General features: G+C 71.9%; 19 protein-coding genes. 13 read left to right on the top strand and 6 right to left on the bottom strand.

The genetic code is table 11. The annotated features are described in order from the left end of the window. The first annotated feature begins 87 nt into the window (after positions 1-87). Genes M3C17_RS09520 through M3C17_RS09505 form a run of 4 tightly spaced genes read left to right on the top strand, consistent with a single transcriptional unit; the run spans position 88 to position 4,982 of the window. Complete coding sequence (locus M3C17_RS09520; protein WP_259977444.1) at positions 88-1,398, top strand: sugar ABC transporter substrate-binding protein; 1,311 nt, start codon at positions 88-90, stop codon at positions 1,396-1,398. A gap of 4 nt (positions 1,399-1,402) precedes the next feature. Next, positions 1,403-2,365, top strand: coding sequence for a carbohydrate ABC transporter permease (locus tag M3C17_RS09515; protein ID WP_259977443.1), 963 nt, complete (start codon positions 1,403-1,405; stop codon positions 2,363-2,365). Continuing rightward, positions 2,362-3,309 carry a carbohydrate ABC transporter permease gene (locus tag M3C17_RS09510; RefSeq protein ID WP_259977442.1) on the top strand — a complete coding sequence of 316 codons (948 nt, stop codon included), beginning with the start codon at positions 2,362-2,364 and terminating at the stop codon, positions 3,307-3,309. The genes M3C17_RS09515 and M3C17_RS09510 overlap by 4 nt, the downstream gene beginning before the upstream one ends. After that, positions 3,306-4,982: an amylo-alpha-1,6-glucosidase gene (locus M3C17_RS09505; protein ID WP_259977441.1), complete on the top strand. Its 1,677-nt coding sequence runs from the start codon at positions 3,306-3,308 to the stop codon at positions 4,980-4,982. The genes M3C17_RS09510 and M3C17_RS09505 overlap by 4 nt, the downstream gene beginning before the upstream one ends. 18 nt (positions 4,983-5,000) lie before the next feature. On the opposite strand, the gene M3C17_RS09500 is transcribed toward M3C17_RS09505, so the two are convergent. After that, the gene (locus M3C17_RS09500) at positions 5,001-5,657 is read right to left on the bottom strand and encodes a GntR family transcriptional regulator (RefSeq protein WP_259977440.1); all 657 of its coding nucleotides are present in this window, start codon (positions 5,655-5,657) and stop codon (positions 5,001-5,003) included. Between the two features lie 143 nt (positions 5,658-5,800). On the opposite strand from M3C17_RS09500, the gene M3C17_RS09495 reads away from it, so the two are divergent. From M3C17_RS09495 to M3C17_RS09475, 5 genes are read left to right on the top strand one after another with little or no spacing between them, the layout of a single operon-like run. Beyond that, on the top strand, positions 5,801-7,882 hold the full coding sequence (locus tag M3C17_RS09495; protein WP_259977439.1) for a beta-galactosidase: 2,082 nt from the start codon (positions 5,801-5,803) through the stop codon (positions 7,880-7,882). Next, a complete protein-coding gene (gcvPA, locus tag M3C17_RS09490) occupies positions 7,879-9,261 on the top strand; it encodes an aminomethyl-transferring glycine dehydrogenase subunit GcvPA (RefSeq protein WP_259977438.1) in 1,383 nt (460 codons plus the stop codon). The genes M3C17_RS09495 and gcvPA overlap by 4 nt, the downstream gene beginning before the upstream one ends. Further along, positions 9,258-10,844 carry an aminomethyl-transferring glycine dehydrogenase subunit GcvPB gene (gene gcvPB, locus M3C17_RS09485; RefSeq protein ID WP_259977437.1) on the top strand — a complete coding sequence of 529 codons (1,587 nt, stop codon included), beginning with the start codon at positions 9,258-9,260 and terminating at the stop codon, positions 10,842-10,844. Before gcvPA ends, gcvPB begins: the two co-directional genes overlap by 4 nt. Further along, entirely contained in the window at positions 10,841-12,133 is a 1,293-nt protein-coding gene (locus tag M3C17_RS09480; protein WP_259977436.1) for an ATP-NAD kinase family protein, read from the top strand. The genes gcvPB and M3C17_RS09480 overlap by 4 nt, the downstream gene beginning before the upstream one ends. 16 nt (positions 12,134-12,149) lie before the next feature. Continuing rightward, a complete protein-coding gene (locus M3C17_RS09475; protein ID WP_259977435.1) occupies positions 12,150-12,908 on the top strand; it encodes an SDR family NAD(P)-dependent oxidoreductase in 759 nt (252 codons plus the stop codon). Between the two features lie 4 nt (positions 12,909-12,912). Here M3C17_RS09475 and M3C17_RS09470 read toward each other — a convergent pair whose 3' ends face one another. Together M3C17_RS09470 and M3C17_RS09465 are read right to left on the bottom strand one after the other, a co-directional pair. Beyond that, positions 12,913-13,305, bottom strand: a complete 393-nt coding sequence (locus M3C17_RS09470) for a VOC family protein (protein WP_259977433.1) — start codon at positions 13,303-13,305, stop codon at positions 12,913-12,915. Further along, entirely contained in the window at positions 13,302-13,583 is a 282-nt protein-coding gene (locus M3C17_RS09465; RefSeq protein WP_259977432.1) for a helix-turn-helix transcriptional regulator, read from the bottom strand. Before M3C17_RS09465 ends, M3C17_RS09470 begins: the two co-directional genes overlap by 4 nt. Positions 13,584-13,683: 100 nt before the next feature. Between M3C17_RS09465 and M3C17_RS09460 the strand changes: the two genes are divergently transcribed. Next, entirely contained in the window at positions 13,684-15,201 is a 1,518-nt protein-coding gene (locus M3C17_RS09460; protein ID WP_259977430.1) for an SDR family oxidoreductase, read from the top strand. Positions 15,202-15,259: 58 nt separating this feature from the next. Here M3C17_RS09460 and M3C17_RS09455 read toward each other — a convergent pair whose 3' ends face one another. From M3C17_RS09455 to M3C17_RS09445, 3 genes are read right to left on the bottom strand one after another with little or no spacing between them, the layout of a single operon-like run. Next, positions 15,260-15,679 carry a hypothetical protein gene (locus M3C17_RS09455; RefSeq protein WP_259977427.1) on the bottom strand — a complete coding sequence of 140 codons (420 nt, stop codon included), beginning with the start codon at positions 15,677-15,679 and terminating at the stop codon, positions 15,260-15,262. Positions 15,680-15,725: 46 nt separating this feature from the next. Then, positions 15,726-16,805, bottom strand: coding sequence for a HAMP domain-containing sensor histidine kinase (locus M3C17_RS09450; RefSeq protein ID WP_311198441.1), 1,080 nt, complete (start codon positions 16,803-16,805; stop codon positions 15,726-15,728). Between the two features lie 10 nt (positions 16,806-16,815). Further along, on the bottom strand, positions 16,816-17,487 hold the full coding sequence (locus M3C17_RS09445; RefSeq protein ID WP_259977424.1) for a response regulator transcription factor: 672 nt from the start codon (positions 17,485-17,487) through the stop codon (positions 16,816-16,818). Between the two features lie 87 nt (positions 17,488-17,574). Here M3C17_RS09445 and M3C17_RS09440 point away from each other — a divergent pair, with 87 nt between their 5' ends. Genes M3C17_RS09440 through M3C17_RS09430 form a run of 3 tightly spaced genes read left to right on the top strand, consistent with a single transcriptional unit; the run spans position 17,575 to position 20,428 of the window. Then, the gene (locus M3C17_RS09440) at positions 17,575-18,243 is read left to right on the top strand and encodes a M15 family metallopeptidase (RefSeq protein ID WP_259977423.1); all 669 of its coding nucleotides are present in this window, start codon (positions 17,575-17,577) and stop codon (positions 18,241-18,243) included. Beyond that, positions 18,240-19,481: an alanine racemase gene (gene alr, locus M3C17_RS09435; RefSeq protein ID WP_259977422.1), complete on the top strand. Its 1,242-nt coding sequence runs from the start codon at positions 18,240-18,242 to the stop codon at positions 19,479-19,481. The genes M3C17_RS09440 and alr overlap by 4 nt, the downstream gene beginning before the upstream one ends. Beyond that, a complete protein-coding gene (locus M3C17_RS09430) occupies positions 19,478-20,428 on the top strand; it encodes a D-alanine--D-alanine ligase (protein ID WP_259977421.1) in 951 nt (316 codons plus the stop codon). Before alr ends, M3C17_RS09430 begins: the two co-directional genes overlap by 4 nt. Positions 20,429-20,520 lie beyond the last annotated feature (92 nt).

Genomic DNA, 20,520 nt, shown 5'->3' with positions numbered 1-20,520 from the left:
TGACAGGATTGCGTTCTGTATACAGAATACTGGTGAGCCCCACGGGGCGATCCCGACCCGATCTTCAATGACGAAAGAGGTAGCGAGATGGCACGTGGCTCTGCGACACGGTATCTGGCATTGGGCGCCGTCGGAGCGCTCGCACTCGGACTCGCCGCATGCAGCGGCGGCGGTGGCGGCGGCGGTGTCGACGCCGACGGGAAGTCCACGGTCGTCTGGTCCACTTGGGGCACGCCGGAGGAGCTGACGCGCTACGAGGAGTTCAACAAGGAGTTCATGGAGCGTCACCCCGACATCACCGTCAAGCTCCAGCCCGTCGCCGGGTACGGCGACTACCACTCCAAGCTGCTCGCCCAGCTCACCAGCAACACCGCCCCCGACGTGTTCTACGTCGGCGACGACATGATCGGACAGTTCGTCGACTCGAAGCGGCTCATGCCCCTGCGCGAGCTGATGGACTCGAAGGACAGCAAGACCGCCTACGACGATTTCTTCCCCGGGCTGTTCGGCGCCGCCGAGAAGGACGGCGAGGTCTACGCCGCCCCCAACGACTCCAACCCGGACGTGTTCTGGTACGACAAGCAGGCGCTCGCCGCGGCCGGCATCACCGAGGACCCGGCGACCCTCGCCGAGAACGGTGAGTGGACCACCGACAAGTTCCTGGAGATGAACGCCGCCCTTAACGACGCGGGGCTCACCGGCACCATGTACTGGAACTACTGGGCCACGCACTGGAGCTGGCTCTCGTCGCAGGGACTCGACGCGCCCTACGACGACAAGGGCGCGTTCGTCGCGAACGAGGACGCCGACACCGTCGAGGCCATGCAGCAGTTCGGCGAGCTGTTCCAGGACGGCACCTTCGTCGTCGCCGACACCCTCCCGGACGGCGCCGGGGCCGACAGCGTGTTCGTGACGCACAAGGCCGGCTTCTTCGTGCAGGGCCGCTACACGATCGGCACGGTCAGCGCCGCGGGCGAGCAGGACAGCTACGACATCGTGCGCTGGCCCACCCCGGACGGCGAAGAGGCGCCCACCGGCGTCGCCACCTCGTTCCTCGCCATCAACGGCAAGACCAAGGTCAAGGACGCGGCGTTCACGTTCTGGACCGAGTTCCTCTCGGCCGAGGGGCAGACGTTCCGCCTGGAGGGCGGCGGCAACGCGGTGCCGTCGATCAAGGGCGCCGACGAGGTCGTGCTCGAGGGCGATTACCCCGCACACGCCCAGACGTTCCTCGACATGCGCGACATCGGCTTCGAGGACTACCCCGCCGAGGCCCGCATCCCCGGGCTTCCCGTCGCCATCGCGGAGGAGTTCCAGAAGCTCTACGAGGGCAAGGTCGACGCGCAGACGACGCTCGACACGATCGCCGAGGTGGTCGCGGAACGGTCGGAGAAGTAGGCCGGTGACCACTCTCACCGAGAACGGGCGGATGCCGCAGGTCGACCCTGCGGCATCCGCTCCGCCCCTGCGCCGAGAGGCCGCATGGCGGCGCCGCGACCGCCGCTGGGGCTACGTCTTCGTCGCGCCGCAGCTGCTCGGCATGGCAGTCTTCGTGCTCCTGCCGTTCACGGCGAGCCTCGTGCTCGCCTTCGCCGAATGGGACGGCCTGAGCGACCTCGAGTGGGTCGGCTTCGCGAACTTCGCCGAGCAGCTGACCGACCCCCTGCTCGGCAGGGCGATCCTCAACACGCTTCTGATCGCCCTGATCACGGTGCCGATCGGCCTGGCTCTCGCCGTCGTCGTCGCGGTGGCGCTGGAGAAGCTGAAGACCCGCACGCTCTACCTGATCCTGTTCTTCGCACCCGTGGTGACCTCGACCGTCGCGGTCGCCATGATCTGGCAGCAGATGTTCCGCGCCGACGGACTGCTGTCCACCACGATCGCCGAGGTGTTCGGCATCACGCCGCCGGACTGGCTGCAGGACCCGAAGCTCGCGCTGCTCGCGGTGTGCATCGTCACGATCTGGTCGTCGATGGGCCTGAACGTGGTGATCTTCCTGGCCGGGCTGCAGAACATCTCGCCCGCGGTCATCGAGGCCGCCCGCATCGACGGTGCCGGCGCCTGGCGGCTGTTCACGTCCATCCGCCTTCCGCTGCTGTCACCGATCGTGTTCTTCTCCTCGGTGATCGCGTTCATCTCCTCGCTGCAGACGTTCGACACGGTCTATGTGCTCGTCTCCGGCGGCGGGCCGGACAACGCCACCCGCACGATCGTGTACCACATCTTCGATCTCGGCTTCGGGCGGTTCGAGTTCGGTCCGTCCAGTGCCGCCAGCATCATCCTGCTCGTGCTCACGCTCGTGATCACGGCGATCCAGTTCGGCGCGCAGAAGAAGTTCGTCCACTACGAGGATGACCCGGCATGACCCTGCAGACCCCCTCCCTGGCCGAGCCGCACGCCCCGGCGACGGACTCCACGATCGCGATCACCGCACCGGGCTACCGGCGTCGAGGGCGCGGTGGACCCGGCGCCGACCGCGCCCGCCGACGCCTCGGCGCGACCGCGCTGCACATCGTGCTCACGATCGCCGGCATCTCGATGGTGTTCCCCTTCGTGTGGATGCTGCTGACGTCGTTCAAGACGCTGCCGCAGCTGCTGAAGAACCCGCTCGAGTTCCTGCCGAACCCGTGGACGGTGCAGAACTACGCCGACGCCTGGAACGCGGTGCCGTTCGGACAGGCGTATCTCAACAGCGCCTACATCGCCGTGCTCGTCGTGGTGGGCACGCTGCTCACAGCGTCGATGGCGGGCTACGCGTTCGCGCGTATCCGCTTTCGCGGCAGCAAGGTGCTGTTCATCGTGTTCCTCGCGACGCAGATGATCCCGGCGCAGGTCACCCTGATCCCGTTCTACCTGCTGATGTCGCAGATCGGGTGGGTGGACTCCCACCTCGCCCTGATCGTGCCGGGGATGATCGCCAACCCCTTCGCCGTGTTCCTGATGCGCCAGTTCGTGCTGGCCTTGCCGCGGGAGCTGGAGGAGGCGGCGCTGGTGGACGGCGCCGGCCGCTGGCGCATCTTCTGGAGCATCGTGCTGCCCAACCTCAAGCCCGGGCTCGCCGCGCTCAGCATCATCACCGCGCTCGGGGTGTGGAACGCGTTCCTCTTCCCGCTCGTGCTGCTGAACACCCCCGACCTCTTCACGGTGCCGCTGCTGCTGACCTCGTTCCAGGGGCAGTTCGGCTCGATCAACTACGGGCTCGTGATGGCCGCGTCGGCGATCGCCACCGTGCCGATGCTGATCGTGTTCGTGATCGGACAGCGGAAGATCCTCAACAGCATGGCCGCCTCCGGCCTCGGAGGCCGATGATGACGGACGCCCTCGATCTCGCGGGGCTCGCCGGCCGGCACCTCGACCTCGTGACCGCCCCGTTCACGCTGCCCCGCTCGCGCGTGCTCGTCTTCCGCGAGGGCGACGGCGTGCGCGTGCACACCTCGGAGTACGAGCGGAGGCTGTCGGACTGCCGGGTGCTCGACCTCGTGGAGGTGCTCGACCCGGACGGGGCCGTGCTTCCCGTGGCGGACGTGCGGCCCGAGCGGATCGCGTTCGGGGGCCCTCCTCTCGCTGCGCCGGCTGAGGAACCGGAGGTGCGTGCCACGCTCACGTTCGCCGATCCTGCGACGCTGAGCCTCGGTGGACACCCCGGCCTGCGGGTGCGGCTCACGCACCCGGACGGGCGGATCGAGGAGCACGCGCTCGGCCCTGGCCTCCGCCTGCACATCGGCGCCGACCGCTCCGTCACGGTCGAGCCCGGCGAACACGCCGAGGCGCTCGCGGCGACCACGGAGGTGTGGCGGGACTGGTTCGCCCGCTGCCCGCGTGTGCGGGACGATCTGCAGGAGATGACCGCGTTCTGCTGGTGGGTGCTCGGGGCGAACATCGTCGAGCTGCCCTCGCTCGGAGACGCGCGGGCGATCGTGCCGTCGAAGATCGGCTACGTCGGGCTGTGGCAGTGGGACGCGTACTTCATCGCGGTCGGTCTGCGTCACGGCGACCCCGCCCTGGCGCGCGAGCAGCTCGACATCGCGTTCCGCTTCCCCCAGCCGAACGGGCAGCTGCCCGACGTCGTGCACGAGGAGGGGGTGCTCGCGACGAGCGACGACCTCCCGGAGAGCGACAGGGCGAACCTGCGCCGCGCGGGGTCGCAGATCGCCGACCCCGCCGCACCCGTGCCCCTGACGAAGCCGCCGCTCGCCGCCTGGGCGCTGCGGAAGGTGCTCGACGCGGAGGACGCCCCGGAGTGGGTCCGCCGGCAGCTCGCGACCGTGATCCGCTCGCAGGACTGGTGGTTCGCCGACAGCGACCTCGACGGCGACGGCATGCCCGAGTACGGCCACCCGTACTCGTCCGGGCTCGACGACAGCCCCATCTTCGACGGGCCGCTGCCGACCGCGGCACCCGACCTCGGCGCGTATCTCGTGCGCCAGGACCGCGAGCTCGCCGCCCTCCTCTCCCGCTACGAGCCGGATGCCGACGTGTCGCGCTTCCACGCCCGTGCTGCCGCGACCCAGGAGCTCCTGCTGCGGATGTGGGATGCGGACGCCGAACGCTTCCTCGCCTTCGGCGGGGGAGAGACGCTGCGCAGCGACACCGTCGTCGGCCTCATGCCGCTGCTCACCGGCACCCTGCCGGAGCCGATCGCCGCCGCACTGCGTGCCGCGGTGGACGACACGGAGCGGTTCGCGCTGCCCTGGGGGCTGCCGACCGTGGCCGCGTCCGACCCCGACTTCTCCGAGGAGCGGATGTGGCGCGGGCCGGTGTGGATCAACACGGCCGCCCTGGTCGCGGAGGGGCTGGAGGCCTCGGGCGACCCCGAGCGCGCACGGCAGCTGCGCGAGCAGACCGTGGCGCTCGTGATCCACGGCGGCGGTCCGCACGAGTACTTCCACCCGCGCACGGGGCAGAAGGCCCGCACGGCCACGACGGCCTTCGGCTGGTCGGCCGCGCTCTTCGTCGACCTCGCCGTGACCCTGTCGGCCTGAGCCGTGCGGGGGCGCGGGTCAGGCGGTGAAGTAGCTGCTGGTGGCGCTGTCGAGGATGCGCTGCATGCCGTTGGTCCAGTTGAGCTTGAGCGCCTCGATCGCGCCGGGCACGTCGCCCTCGGCCAGGTGCCTGGCGATCTCGGCGTGCTCGGCGGCGACGCGCTCGACCTTCACGTCCTCCGGGACGAGCAGGGACTCGTAGCGGTGGAAGGAGCTGCGCACGCTCTCGATCACCGCGAGCAGCCGGGTGTTGGGGCAGGCGGACAGCATGAGGCTGTGCCACTCGTCGTCCTTCGTGATGACGAGCTGATGCTCGACCAGCTCGTCGGCGAACGCGTCGGCCATGTCCTTCAGCCGGGCGCCGATCGCCCGCAGCTCCTCTGGCGGACTGAGCTCGAGTGCCAGGCTCTCCAGTGCCGCCATGACGGGCGCGAGGTCGCGGAACTCGGAAGCGCTCAGCGGCACGAAGCGGAAGCCCTTGCCGTTCTCGCTCTCGATCTGCCCCTCGGACTCCAGGGCGATGAGCGCCTCCCGGAGCGGAGTGCGACTGACCCCGAGCTCGGTGGCGAGCTGCACCTCGTTGATGCCCTCGCCCGGCTGCACCAGCCCGGCGCGCATGCGGGTCAGCAGTTCCTCGCGCACCTGCGAGCGCAGGTTCTTGCGTTCGATCGCCATGCCTTCCCCTTCTGACGCCTGCCCGTCAGCCTATGGCTTGACGCCATCCTGACCAGCGACCTAGTGTGTGTATACAGAATACAGCTGAACGGGGAAATGCACCAGAGTGCCGCTCCCCGGCCGTGCCTCAGAGAGGAGCACCCGTGCCCGCACCCCGCGCCGACCAGCCGATCCGTCGCGTGCGCCTGGACGCACTCGCCTTCGGCGGGGACTACAACCCCGACCAGTGGTCGGAGCAGACGTGGCACGAGGACATCCGCCTGATGCGCGAAGCGGGCGTGAACATGGTGAGCCTGCCGATCTTCAGCTGGCCGCAGCTCGAGCCGGAGCCCGGCGTCTACGACTGGGGCTGGCTCGACAGGATCATCGACCTGCTCTGGGACGCGGGCATCGCGATCGACCTCGCCACCGCGACCGCCACCCCGCCCTCCTGGCTGCTGCGCGCCCACCCGGAGATGGCCCCGTGGGATGCCGACGGGCACCGGCTCGAGTTCGGCTCCCGGCAGACCTACTGCCCCTCCTCGCCGATCTGGCGCGAGAACGTCGCGCGCATGGCGCGGGCCATGGCCGAGCGCTACGGCGACCACCCCGGACTCGCGATGTGGCACATCTCCAACGAGTACGGCGACCACACCTCGCGGTGCTGGTGCCCCGAGTCGGCCCGCCACTTCCGGCGCTGGCTGCAGGAGCGCTACGGCGACCTCGACGGGCTCAACGAAGCCTGGGGCGTGAACGTCTGGGGTCAGCGCTACACGTCGTGGGACCACATCGAGACGCCCAAACGCGCCCCCGGACCGGTCAACCCCACCAAGCTGCTCGACTTCGAGCGCTTCTCCTCCGACGCGCTGCTGGAGCTGTTCCAGCTGGAGATCGACGTGCTGCGCGAGGTCACGCCCGACATCGCGGTGACCACGAACTTCATGAGCATGTTCCGCGACCTGGACTACTGGGACTTCGCCGCGGTCGAGGACGTGGTGACCGACGACGCCTACCCCGACCCCGCCGACCCCACCTCGCACGTGGGCGCCGCCCTCAACTACGGCCTCATGCGCGCGCTCAAGGGCGGGCAGCCGTGGCTGCTGCTGGAGTCCTCCGCGAGCGCCACCAGCTGGCGCGACGTGAACGTGCCGAAGGCCCCCGGCAAGATCCGCGTGGAGAGCCTGCAGGCCGTGGCGCACGGGTCCGACGCCGTCATGTTCTTCCAGTGGCGTCAGGCGAAGTACGGGCAGGAGAAGTTCCACTCCTCGATGCTCGGCCACCGCGGCGAGCGGTCGCGCAGCTTCCAGGAGACCAAGGCCCTCGGGTGGGAGCTGCGCAAGCTCGAACCCGTGCGCGGCACCCGCGTGCGCTCGCGCGTCGGGCTCGTGGTCGACTGGGACTCCTGGTGGGGATCGAGCGCCGCGGAGTCGCTGCCCTCCCAGCGGCTGCAGTGGGCGCAGCAGGCCCGCGCCTGGCACCGGGCGCTGTATGCGCTCGGGCAGCCCGTCGACGCGGTGCGCGCCGCCGGCCCCTTCGACGGCTACGACGTGATCGTGGCGCCGAACCTCTACATCGCGGAACCGGAGCACGCCGCAGCCCTCACGGCCTTCGTCGAGCGCGGCGGGCACGTCGTGGTCGGACCGTTCTCCGGCGTCGTCGACGCCACCGAGAAGGTGCACGACGGCGGCGCACCGGGACCCCTGCGGCGGCTGCTCGGCATCGAGGTGGACGAGCAGTGGCCGCTCGCCGACGGCCTCACCGAGCGGATCGCGTACGCCGACGAGACGCTGACCGTGCCCAGCTGGAGCGAGTGGATCGAGGCCGACGCCGACGTGGAGGTGCGCGGCGTGTACGCCGGTGGCGAGCTCGACGGCCTGCCCGCGATCACCCGGCGCCCGCTCGGCCGCGGTGCGGCCTGGTACGTGAGCGCCATGATCGACCACGACGGGTTGCTGCCGCTCTTCCGGGACGTGCTGCGCACGGCAGGGCTCCCCGCGCGCGACCGCATCGACCTCGACGTGGAGGTGGTCACCCGCGCCGACGACACCACCGACTACACGTTCTACCTCAACCACGGACGCACCCCTGTCGCCTTCGAGATCCCGGCACCCGCCGTCGACCTGCTCACCGGCACGACCCACCGCGACCGCATCGACCTCGGCCGCTACGGCGTCGCCGTGCTCGCCGCCCCGCGCTCCGAGACCATCCCCACCGCCACCCCGATCCCCGTGAAGGAGGACGCATGACCGCCCCGTTCGTGCATCCGTACATCCCCAACACCGCGCCGGAGTCGCGCGCCGCGATGCTCGCGGCCGTCGGGGCCGCCTCGGTCGACGAGTTCTACGCCGACGTGCCGGCCGACCTGCGCCTTGGCCGCCCGCTCGACCTGCCCGCCCCGCTCGTCGCGGAGCAGGACCTGGCGCGTCACGTGCGCGGCCTGCTCGCCAGGAACCGCTCGACGCAGGAACGGCTGAGCTTCCTCGGCGCGGGTGTCTACAACCACTACGTGCCCGCCGTGGTCGACGAGGTCATCGGGCGCAGCGAGTTCCTCACCGCCTACGCCGGGGAGCCCTACGAGGACCACGGCCGCTTCCAGGCCCTGTTCCAGTACCAGTCGCTGATGGCGGAGCTGCTCGCCATGGACGTGGTGAACGTGCCGACCTACGACGGCTACCAGGCCACCGCGACCGGGCTCGCCATGGCCGGCCGGATGACCGGCCGCCCGCGGGTGCTCGTCGTCAGCGACGTCCTTCCCGCGAAGTTCTCCAAGGTGCGCGACTACGTCAGGGCGCACCTCGAGCTGGAGCACGTGCGCGCCGCGGACGGCACCGCCGACGTGGCAGCCGTCCGCGCCGCACTCGGCGACGACGTGGCCGCGGTCTGGGTGGAGACGCCCAGCGCCACCGGAGCGGTCGAGGCCGCCCTGCAGGACCTCGCCGACGCCGCCCATGCCGCGGGCGCGGTGCTCGTGGTGGGCACCGACCCCATCGGCTACGGCGTGCTCGCACCGCCCGCGCTCGCCGGAGCCGACATCGTCACGGGCGACATCCAGTCCCTCGGGCTGCACCAGTGGTTCGGCGGAGCCCACGGCGGCTTCATCGCCGTGCACGACGACCCGGCGTTCGTGATGGAGATGCCGTCGCGCCTGTTCGGCCTCGCGACCACCGACGTGGAGGGGGAGTACGGCTTCGGCGACGTGGCCTACGACCGCACGTCCTTCGCGCACCGCGAGGAGGGGAAGGAGTGGGTCGGCACCGCCGCCGCCCTGTGGGGCATCGCCGCGGGCGTCTACCTCGCGCTCATGGGCCCCGCCGGGATGGCCGAGCTGGGGGAGGTGCTGCTCGCCCGCACCCGCTACGCGCAGCAGGCCCTCGCCGCGGTGCCCGGCGTCGCGCTCGATGACACCGCCGTGCACCTGCGCGAGTTCACCGTCACGCTGCCGCTCCCCGCGGCGGAGGTCGTGACGGCGCTCCGCGCCGAGGGCATCGAGCCCGGGGTCGTGGTGGGCGAGCACCGCCTGCTCGTCTGCGTCACCGAGCTCACCTCCCAGACCGACATCGACCGACTCGCCTCCGCGCTCGCCGCGGTCGTGACCCCCGAGCTCGCAGAGGAGCAGAACCGATGAGCCTCCCCGTCGCCCCCAAGCCCGCGCTCCGGCGCTTCCAGCAGGCCCGCTGGGACGAGCCGATCATCTTCGAGCTGTCCACCCCCGGCGAGCGCGGCGTGCTGGTCTCCGCCGTCGAGCCCGGTGTGCGCGCCCAGGTGGGCGACGTGGTCGCCGACCTGCCCGCGTCGCTCCGTCGCCCGACCCCGCCCGCGCTCCCGGAGATGGGGCAGATGCGCGTGCTCAAGCACTACCTCCGCCTGTCGCAGGAGAACCTCGGCGCCGACTTCAACGTCGACATCGGCCAGGGCACCTGCACCATGAAGTACGCCCCCAAGATCAACGACCAGCTCGCGGGCACCCCGCAGCTCACCGCCATGCACCCGCACCAGGACCCGGCCGACGCGCAGGGTGTGCTGGAGATCGTCTGGCAGCTGGAGCGCATGCTCGCCGAGATCTCCGGCATGGACGAGGTCTCGCTGCACACCCAGGGCGGCTCCGCGGCGATCTGGGCGAACATCGCCATGATCCGTGCGTACCACGAGGCCAACGGTGAGGCCGAGCAGCGCCGCGAGGTCATCACCACGATCTTCAGCCACCCGTCGAATGCGGCGGCCGCGAAGGCCGCGGGCTACGAGGTCATCACGGTCTACCCGGACGCCGACGGCTACCCCTCGCTCGACGCGCTCAAAGCCGCGCTGTCCCCGCGCACCGCCGCGATCATGGTCACGAACCCCGAGGACACGGGCATCTACAACCCCGCGATCCGCGAGTGGGTCGACGCCGCGCACGCGGTGGGCGCGCTCGCCTCGTACGATCAGGCCAACGCGAACGGCATCCTCGGCATCACCCGGGCCCGCGACGCCGGCTTCGACGTGTGCCACTTCAACCTGCACAAGACCTTCGGCACGCCCCACGGCTGCGGCGGACCCGGCTCCGGAGCGAACGCCGTGAGCGCGGCTCTGGCCCCGTTCCTTCCCGGACCCCGCGTAGTACGCCAGGACGACGGCGCCTTCGGGGTCGCGGAGGCGGGGGAGCAGTCCATCGGCGCGGTCGCCCCGTTCTTCGGCGTGATCCCCGCGCTCGTGAAGGCCTACTCCTGGATCATGGCCCTGGGTGCGGAGGGGCTGCTCGCGGCCGCGGAGACCGCGGTGCTCAACAACAACTACCTGATGGCGAAGGTCCTCGCGATCCCCGGCGCCTCGGCGCCCTATGCCACGGGTCGCCGCCGCATCGAGCAGGTCCGCTACTCCTGGGAGGAGCTGTACCAGGACACGGGGGTCTCGTCGGAGGAGATCGGCGTCCGGATGTCCGACTTCGGCATGCACTACTGGACGAGCCACCACCCGTACGTGGTGCCGCAGCCGTTCACGCTGGAGCCGACGGAGTCCTACTCGATGGCCGAGCTGGACGAATACGCGGCCACGCTCGCCGAGGTCGCCCGCGAGGCCAGGGAAACCCCGGAGATCGTGCGCACGGCCCCGCACAACCAGACTGTGCACCACACGCACCACGACGACCTGGACGACCCCGAGCGCTGGGCCATCACCTGGCGCGCCTACCGCCGCAAGTACTTCGGCGCCGCGGAGGCCGTCGCGTCGTGATCGGACTGGTCGTCAACCCGGTCGCCGGAGTCGGCGGCCCCGCGGGTCTCGCCGGCTCCGACGGGCCGGAGGTGCAGCGCCTCGCCGTCGCGCGCGGCGGTGTCCCGCGCGCGCCGCAGCGGGCCATCCTGGCGTTGACGACCCTGGCCGCACAGCACCCCGGGCTGGAGGTGCTGACCGCCGCCGGGGCCCTCGGGGCCGACGCGGTGCGCGTCGCCGGACTCGAGCCCCGGGTCGTGTACACCCCCGCCCCCGCGCCCGCGCCGGCCGCCCCCGCCCCCGCTGCCCCTGCCCCGTCCGCCCCAGCGCCGACCGAGGCGGCCGACACGTCCCGCGCGGTCGCGGCCCTGGCGGCGGCAGGGGCCACGCTGATCCTGGTGGTGGGCGGCGACGGCACCCTGCGCGACGCGGTCGCGGGGCTCGGGCTCGCGACCTCCACGTTCACAACTCAGGAGAAGTACACGGGCTCTGTGGTGGAAGCGCTGGATCTGCGGCGAACTGCACCGGTTCTCCTGAGTTGTGAACGCGCACCGACGCCACCCCCGCCGGCCGTGCTCGGCGTCCCCGCGGGCGTGAAGATGTACTCGCCCGTGTTCGCGGTGAGCCCGCGCGCGGCCGGGGCTGTCGCGGCGGAGTGGGCCGACCGGGGGCCGCTGCCGACGGCGGAGCGCGAGGTGCTCGACGTCGACGAGGCCGCGCTGCGCAGAGCCAGGGTCGAGCCGACGCTGTACGGACTGCTCCGGGTGCCCGTCCACGCGGGGCGCACGCAGGCGCGCAAAGCCCCCACACCGGTGACCGAGGCCGCGGCGGTCGAGGCCGCCGCCCGCGGAGCCGTCGCCCGCATGCGCCCGGGCGTCCGCTACCTGCTCGGCCCCGGCGGCACCACGGCCGAGATCGCGCGGCAGCTGGGCGTAGAGGGCACGCCGCTGGGTGTGGACGTCGTGCGCGACGGACGGCTGCTGCTCCGCGGCGCCAGCGAGGCGGAGCTGCGCGCCCAGCTCGACCAGGGCCCCGCGCAGGCCGTCGTCACGGTGATCGGCGGCCAGGGCTTCCTGCTCGGCCGCGGCAACCAGCAGCTCTCGGCCGCGGTGCTGCGCGCACTCGGTGATGACCCGCTGCTCGTGGTGGCCCCGGAGCAGAAGCTGATCGACCTGCACGGTCAGCCCCTGCTCGTCGACACCGGGGACCGCGAGCTCGACGCGCGGCTCTCCGGCCACATCCGCATCGTCACCGGACCAGGCACGAGCAGCCTCTACCCTGTGACCGCTCCCGAACTCTCTCCCGTCTGACCCGAAAGGAACCCCCATGCGACTCGAGAACAAGAAGGCCATCGTCACCGGAGGCGCGGGCGGCATCGGCCGCGCCACGTGCCTCGCGCTCGCCGAGGAGGGCGCGGCGGTCGCTGTGGTCGACCTGAACGGCGAGGCCGCGGAGGCCGTGGCGGCGGAGATCCGCGATGCCGGGGGTCGTGCGGTCGCGATCCCGGCCGATGTCTCCTCCGAGTCGGACATCGAGCGCGTCGTCTCCACGACGGTCGGCGAGTTCGGCGGGGTCGACGTGGTGTTCAACAACGCGGGCATCATCCGCCGGCAGACCGCCGTGGAGATCGACGTGGACGACTGGGACCTCGTGTTCGGCGTGAACGTGCGTGCGATCTACCTGATGTGCAAGCACGTCGTGCCGATCATGGAGGCGGCGGGCGGCGGCTCGATCGTCAACACGGGCTCGGGCTGGGGCCTCAAGGGCGGCGGCAGGGCGCTGTCGTACTGCGCCTCGAAGGGCGCCGTGGTCAACATGACCAGGGCCCTCGCGATCGACCACGGCCCCGCAGGCATCCGCGTGAACTCGGTGAACCCGGGCGACGTCAACACGGGGATGCTCCGTGACGAGGCCCGCCAGCTCTCGCAGGACGCGGATGCGTTCCTCGCCGAGGCCGCCGACCGCCCGCTGCGCCGCATGGGCGAGCCCGAGGAGGTCGCGCAGGCCGTGGTGTGGCTGGCGAGCGACGCCTCCTCGTACGTGACCGGTTCGGCGCTCGTGGTCGACGGCGGCGGGATCGCCTAGTCGCTCAGACGCTCTTCAGCTGGACGAGCTGGATGAGGTTGCCGCAGGTGTCGTCGAGCACGGCGACCCAGGCGCTGCCGATGTCGGTCGGCGGCTGGGTGAACACGACGCCGAGCCCGGTCAGGCGCTCGTGCTCGGCCGCGAGGTCGTCCACGGAGAACTGTGCGAGCGGGATGCCGTCTTCGACGAGGGCGTCGCGGTAGGGCTTCACGGCGGGGTGACCGGAGGGCTCGAGCAGCAGCTCGGGTCCATCCGGCGCCTCGGGCGAGGCGACCGTAAGCCAGGCGGCGTCGCCGAGCGGGATGTCGTGCTTCTTGGTGAAGCCGAGCACATCGGTGTAGAAGGCGAGGGCCGCGCGCTGGTCGTCGACGAAGATGCTGGTCAGTTCGATTCTCATGGGGTGCTCCGTGTCTGCGGCCACCGCTCGGCGATGCGGGCGAGTGGCTCGGGGTGGAAGTAGTGGAACTTGGAACGGCCGCGCCGCTCCGTGGACACGAGTCCGGCGGACTCGAGGACAGCGAGGTGCTGCGAGACGGCCTGACGGGTCGACGTCACGCCGTGTCGCATCGCCAGGGTCGTGCAGATCTCGAAGAGGGTCTGTCCGTCGCGCGCCGACAGCTCGTCGAGGATGCGACGTCTCGTCTCGTCGTCGAGCGCGTGGAACAGATCGGTCATGCCGTCATAATAGGCAAGTGTGTACTTGCATATCAAGACCCGGCAGGGCAGCAGCCGCCGGAGCGCCGGGCACTCAGGTCGCTCGCGTAAAATCGGCACAATGACCGACGCGCCCGACACCACCCCCGACCCGGGCCTCGGCATCGACCCCGACGACCTCGCCACCACGCTGCGCGTGCTCCGCGAGCTGCACCTGATCGACAACGAGCACCCCGACTTCGTGGCCGTGCGCCAGGCGACGGCGGCCATGTTCAAGGACGTCAAGCGCGTCCGCCGCAAGCAGATCAGGGACGCGATCGCCGAGGCCGACAAGGCCGTGGTCGCGCGCACCGCCACCGGCGCCCCCGACCGCATCGACGACGAGACCCGCGGCAACGACCTCGCGTCGAGCGTCGTGGACGCGCCCATCGCGGGCGAGCTGCTGAAGCCGCGCAACTGCTACATCTGCAAGCAGCCGTACACGCTCGTCGACGCGTTCTACCACCAGCTGTGCCCGGACTGCGCTCGCTTCAGTCACGGCAAGCGCAACGCCCGGACCGACCTCACCGGCAAGCGCGCGCTGCTCACGGGCGGCCGCGCCAAGATCGGCATGCACATCGCCCTGCGGCTGCTGCGCGACGGCGCGCACACCACCATCACGACCCGCTTCCCGCGCGACGCCGTTCGGCGCTTCTCGGCCCTGCCCGACGCGGCCGACTGGCTGCACCGGCTGCGTGTCGTCGGCATCGACCTCCGCGACCCGGCGCAGGTGATCGGCCTGGCCGACTCGGTCGCGGCGCAGGGGCCGCTCGACATCCTCATCAACAACGCGGCGCAGACCGTCCGCCGCTCGCCCGGCGCGTACTCGCTGCTCGCGGACGCCGAGCTGCAGCCGCTGCCGGACGGGCCGCTGCCGGAGATGGAGACCTTCGGGCACACGGCCGACCCGCACCCGCAGGCGCTGCAGGCGTCGGTCGACGCGCACCCGCTGCTGTCGGTCGCGGCGCTCGGCGGCACCGTCGCGGAGCAGGGCGGCCAGGCGCTCACGGCGGAGGACCTCGCACGGCTCGCGATGGCCCCCGGCTCCTCGTCGCTGGAGAAGCACGCCGACGGCACCGCGATCGACGCGGGCGGTCTCGTGCCCGACGTGAACCGCGTGAACAGCTGGGTGCAGTCGGTCGACCAGGTCGATCCGCTGGAGATGCTCGAGGTGCAGCTGTGCAACACGACGGCGCCGTTCCTGCTGATCAGCCGGCTGCGCGCGTCGATGGCCGCCTCCCCGGCGCGCCGCACCTACGTGGTGAACGTGTCCGCCATGGAGGGGCAGTTCTCGCGCCGCTACAAGGGGCCGGGCCACCCGCACACGAACATGGCCAAGGCCGCGCTCAACATGCTCACCCGGACGAGTGCGGGGGAGATGCTGGAGAAGGACGGCATCCTGATGACCGCGGTCGACACGGGCTGGATCACCGACGAGCGCCCGCACTACACGAAGGTGCGGCTCGCCGAGGAGGGGTTCCACGCCCCGCTCGACCTGGTCGACGGCGCTGCGCGGGTGTACGACCCGATCGTGCGCGGCGAGGCCGGCGAGGACATCCACGGCGTCTTCCTGAAGGACTACGAGCCCAGCCCCTGGTGACGCGTCAGGCCCAGATGTCGGTTCAGGCCCAGATGTCGGTTCAGGCCCAGATGTCGGTTCAGGCCCAGATGTCGGTGAGTGCGACGGGCGCGCTCGCCACCGGGCCGAACCCGGCGGCGACCGCGACCGCACGGATCTGCGTGTACGCGGCGAGCGTGGTCCGGGGCAGCGTGCTCGCGTAATAGCCGGACGAGTTCGTCGACTGTCCCGTGAGGATCGGTTCCCAGCCGGTCCCGCTCTCGCCCTGGAAGTCGAAGGCCTGGGTGAGATCGACCTCGCCGCTGCGGGAGAACGTGACGGTCCCCCACGCATAGCTCGAATCGAGGGCGAAGGCGCTCAGCGTCAGCTCCGGTGTGCCGAGCGAGGCGGCCGCTGCGGGGGTCGCGGTGGAGAACGCGATGACCGGCGTGACCCAGGCCGCGTGGATCATCGTCCGGCGTGACATGACACCGCGTGCGCGCGGCTCCTCGGTGGTCATGTCGAAAGACTAGCGTGCGGGCTCGACGCGGCGAGACGCTGTGGCCTCAGCCGACCGCCGGGGGCAGCGGCGCGGGGTACGGGAACCATACCGTGACGACCAGGCCGCCCTCCGCGCGCGGCGTGAGCACGAGGGTGCCGCCGTGCGTGTCGGTGATGCGCTGCACGATCGCCAGTCCGAGCCCCGCGCCCGCGTGGTCGTCGCGCGTGCGTTCGGCCCCGCGCTGGAACGGCTCGACGAGCGTGGCGACCCGGTGCGACGACAGCCGCTCCCCCGTGTTCTCCACCACGAGTGCCACCGCGTGCGGCATCGCGTGCGTCCGCACGGCCACGGCGCCGCCCGACGGCAGGTTGTGCACGATCGCGTTGAGCACCAGGTTCGTCACGAGCTGGGGCAGCAGCGCGCTCGACCCGAGCACGGGCGCCGCGACGCCGCCCACCTCGACCGAGACCCTGCGCCGGTCGGCCAGGGGCAGCAGGACCTCGACGGACTCCTCCGCGAGCAGCGACAGGTCGATGAGCTCACGCGGGAACGTGCGACGCTCGGCCCTGCTCAGCAGGAGCAGCGCCTCGGTGAGGTCGATCGCGCGGGTGTTCACCTCACGCAGCCGGGCGATCAGGGCGTCCACGTCGCGGTCGGGGTCGTCGCGGGCCACCTCCAGCAGCGTCTGCGAGATCGCGAGCGGGGTGCGCAGCTCGTGTGAGGCGTTGGCCGCGAACCGCTGCTGCTCTGCCACGTGCGCCTCCAGCTGCTCCAGCATCCCGTCGAACACGTCGGCGAGGTCGCGGAACTCGTCCCGGGGACCCTCCAGACGCACCCGGTGGGACAGCGATCCCTGCGCGGCGAGGCGGGCGGCGTCGCCGATGCGGTCGAGCGGAGCCAGCATCCGCCCGGCCAGCAGCCACCCGCCGCCCAGACCGATCGCGAGCAGGACCACCATGACCGCGGCGGCCACGGGCACGAACGCCCGGATCAGGTCGGAGCGGTTGGGTACGCGGATGTCGGCCACGATCTGCACGTCCGGGACGTAGCGCAGCAGGTACACCGCGACGGCGGCCAGCAGCAGCAGCCCGGAGACCACGACGATGCCCGCGTAGCTGAGGGTGAGCTTCAGGCGGGCGCTCATGCCCCGTCGCCTAGGCATCCGCCTCGGCCCCGATCCGGTAGCCCACCCCGGGCACGGTGCGGATCACCCAGGGCTCGCCCAGGCGCTTGCGCAGCGACGACACCGTGATGCGCACGGCATTGGTGAACGGGTCGGCGTTCTCGTCCCATGCGCGCTCCAGCAGCTCCTCGGCGCTGACCACACCGCCCGCGGCCTCGACGAGCACCTCCAGCACGGCGAACTGCTTGCGGGTCAGGGCCACGTAGCGGTCGTCGCGGTACACCTCGCGGCGGAACGGATCGAGCCGGAGACCTGCGACCTCGAGCACGGGCGGCCTCGCGCGCTGCCGACGGCGGTCGAGTGCCCGCAGCCGCAGCACGAGCTCGCGCAGCTCGAACGGCTTGGTCAGGTAGTCGTCCGCGCCGATCTCGAAGCCGGTCGCCTTGTCGTCGAGCCGGTCGGCCGCGGTGAGCATGAGGATCGGGATGCCGCTGCCGGACGCGACGATCCAACGCGCGATGTCGTCGCCGGAGGGCCCGGGGATGTCGCGGTCGAGCACGGCGATGTCGTACGCGTTGACGCTCAGCAGCTCCAGCGCGGTGTCACCGTCGCCCGCGATGTCGGCGGCGATGGCCTCCAGGCGCAGGCCGTCCCGCACCGCCTCGGCGAGGTAGGGCTCGTCCTCGACGATCAGCACACGCATGGGTGCGATCCTACGCACCGCGGTATATCGCGAGCGTATGGAAAAGCGCATACGCCCCGGCAACCGCGCCCCTCCTTCACTGGGAGCATGAACGTCCCCACCGTCCCCCGTCCGTCGCGCGCCCGTCGCCGGCGGCGCCTCGTCACCACCGCCGTCGCCCTCGCGCTCGCCGTGATCGCCGCGTTCGCCGTGCAGCAGTCGCTGTCCGTCGCGTTCGCCGACGCGCAGCGCGGCGGACCGTCTCCCGCGCCGACGCCGGTGCCGCCTGCCGGGATCGTCGGGTCGCCGGTCGCGCCGAGCGAGGCGGACGGCGTGATCCGCGACGGCGACCAGCCGACCGTGTTCGAGGAGGACAGGGCGGCGATCGGCAACCTCGACCCCGAACTGCGTGCGGCCCTGCAGCGTGCCGCCGTGGACGCCGAGCACGACGGGGTGACGATCCTCGTGAACAGCGGCTGGCGCTCCGCACTTCTGCAGGAGCACATGCTGCAGGAGGCGATCACCGAGTACGGCTCCGAGGAGGAGGCCCGTCGGTGGGTCGCCACGCCGGACACCAGCGAGCACGTGACGGGCGATGCCGTCGACCTCGGCCCGCTCCCCGCCCTGGACTGGCTCGTGCAGCGCGGCTGGCGCTACGGCCTCTGCCAGATCTACGCCAACGAGTCCTGGCACTACGAGCTGCGGCCCGCGGCTGCCGACGAGGGCTGCCCGGAGCTGCTGGCCGACCCCACCGCCGACCCCAGGACGAAGCGATGAGCGCCACGACGTCACCCGGCGGCCCCTCCGTGCGGGCGTCAGCCGCGCTGACGTCGCCATCCGGGCTGACGTCTTCCGGGCTGTCGCCATCCGTGCTGCCGCCATCCGTGCCGTCGTCGCCCGATCTCCTGCCGTCCCACCCCGCGCTGCCGCGCATGGTGCCGTCGACCCTGGTCACGCTGCCGGACGCCGTCGCTGCGAACGTCCGACGGGTCCGCGAGAGCACCACGGCCGCCGTCATGGCGGTCGTGAAGGCCGACGGCTACGGCCACGGCGCGGTGACCGTGGCCGGGGCGGCGCTGGCGGCCGGTGCCACGTGGCTCGGAGTGACCGAGGTCGCGGAGGCGGTCGCGCTGCGCGCGGCGGGGTTCACGGTGCCGATCCTGTCGTGGCTCAACACCGCGGGCATCGACGCGGCGGAGGCCGCCCGTCACCGGGTCGACATCGCCGTCGGGTCGGTCGAGGAGCTGCGGGAGCTGATCGCCGCCGCGTCCTCGCCCGTGCGCGTGCACCTGCACCTCGACACCGGCATGGCACGCGGGGGCTGCCCGCACGGCGACTGGCCGGAGCTGCTGCGTCTGGCCCGCGCCGCGCGGGGGCGTGTGGAGGTGGTCGGGGTGATGGGCCACCTGCCCCGTGCCGACGAGGCCGACCCCGCGGCCAACGCGGCGGCGGTGCTGCGCCTGAGGCACGGCCGGGATGCGGTGCTCCGTGCCGGGCTCGGTCCCGTGCTCGTGCATCTCGCGGCGACGGCGGGCGCGCTGACCGACTCGGCCACGCACTTCGACCTGGTGCGTGTCGGGGCGGGTCTGGTCGGCATCGACCCGTCCGGCACCGTGGCACTGGCGGGAGCGTCGCGGTGGACGGCGCCGGTCGTGCACAGCGCTCTGGTGCCGGCCGGCACGGCCGTGGGGTACGGCGGCACCCAGGTCACGGCGCGCGAGACGCATCTCGCGGTGGTGGGTGTGGGCTATGCCGACGGCGTTCCGCGCGAGGTCGCACCCGGAGCCGCGGTGGAGATCGGCGGCGCGCGGCATCCGCTCATCGGGAGGGTGTCGATGGATCAGCTCGTGGTCGACACGGGGTCTCGGCGGTTCCCGCACGGGGCGACCGCGACCGTTTTCGGGCCGGAGGGCGGGGCGGTGCCCTCGGTGCACGAGTGGGCGCAGTGGGCGGGCAGCATCCCGCACACCATCGTGACCGGTGTCGGGCCGCGAGTCAGGAGGGAAATCGCATGAGTGCGACGGTGCTGGTGATCGGCGGCGGACAGAACCCGGAGCACGACGTGTCCCTGGCCTCCGCGGCCGCGGTGTCGGCAGCCCTGCGCCTGGGCGGGTATGCCGTGACCGGTGTCACGATCGGCCGGGACGGGGTGTGGCGCGGCGACGGACTGCCCGCCGGCGGCGATGCCGCGCTGTCGCTGCACCACGCCCTGCGCCTGGTGTCGGAGGCGGATGCGGTGTTCCCGGCGGTGCACGGCGCACTCGGGGAGGACGGTGCGCTGGCCGCTCTGTGCGCGCTGGCGGGAGTGCCCGTCGTGGGGTCGGGTCTGCGGGCGGGGGCCGTGGGCATGGACAAGTGGACGACCAAGCTGGTCGCCGCGGCCGTGGGCATCCGCACGGCGCGCGGCCGGCTGATCTCTGCGGACGACATCGGGGACCTGGAGTTCGAGGGTCCCGCGGTGGTGAAGCCCGTGTCAGCCGGATCCAGTCACGGCGTGGGGCTCGTGTCGACGGAGGCGGAACTGCTGCCCGCACTGCGCGCCGCGGCGGCCCTCGACCGCCGGATCCTCGTGGAGGAGGTCGTGCGGGGCCGGGAGATCGACGTGGCGGTGCTGCGCGAGAGGGGCGGGGTGCGGTGGGCGGCGCCGCCGCTGGAGATCCACGCGCCCGGGCTGTTCGACACCGCGACGAAGTACGACGGCACCGCGCGCTTCACGGTGCCGGCGCAGCTCGATGCGGCCGAGGCTGCGGCACTGAAGCGGGCGGCCATCGCGGTGTTCGACGCGCTGGGCTGTGCGGGGGTGGCGCGCATGGACTTCTTCCTCACGCCGCAGGGACCCGTGCTGAACGAGGTCAACACCATGCCCGGGCTGACCGCGGCCTCGCAGGTGCCGCGCATGTTCGCCGCGGCCGGGGTCCCGTACGTCGACCTGATGACGCGGCTTGTGCGGGCGGCGCTGTGACAGGCGCCGCAGCGACGGCGGATTCAGCGGGGGTCGTGAGCGCCTGGTGCTAGCACGAGACGGTCACGGAGCATCGTGCGCGGTCGATTGCG

The organism is Microbacterium sp. p3-SID336, assembly GCF_025143365.1.
Classification (GTDB): domain Bacteria; phylum Actinomycetota; class Actinomycetes; order Actinomycetales; family Microbacteriaceae; genus Microbacterium.
This window is presented reverse-complemented; position numbering and strand designations above follow the sequence as displayed.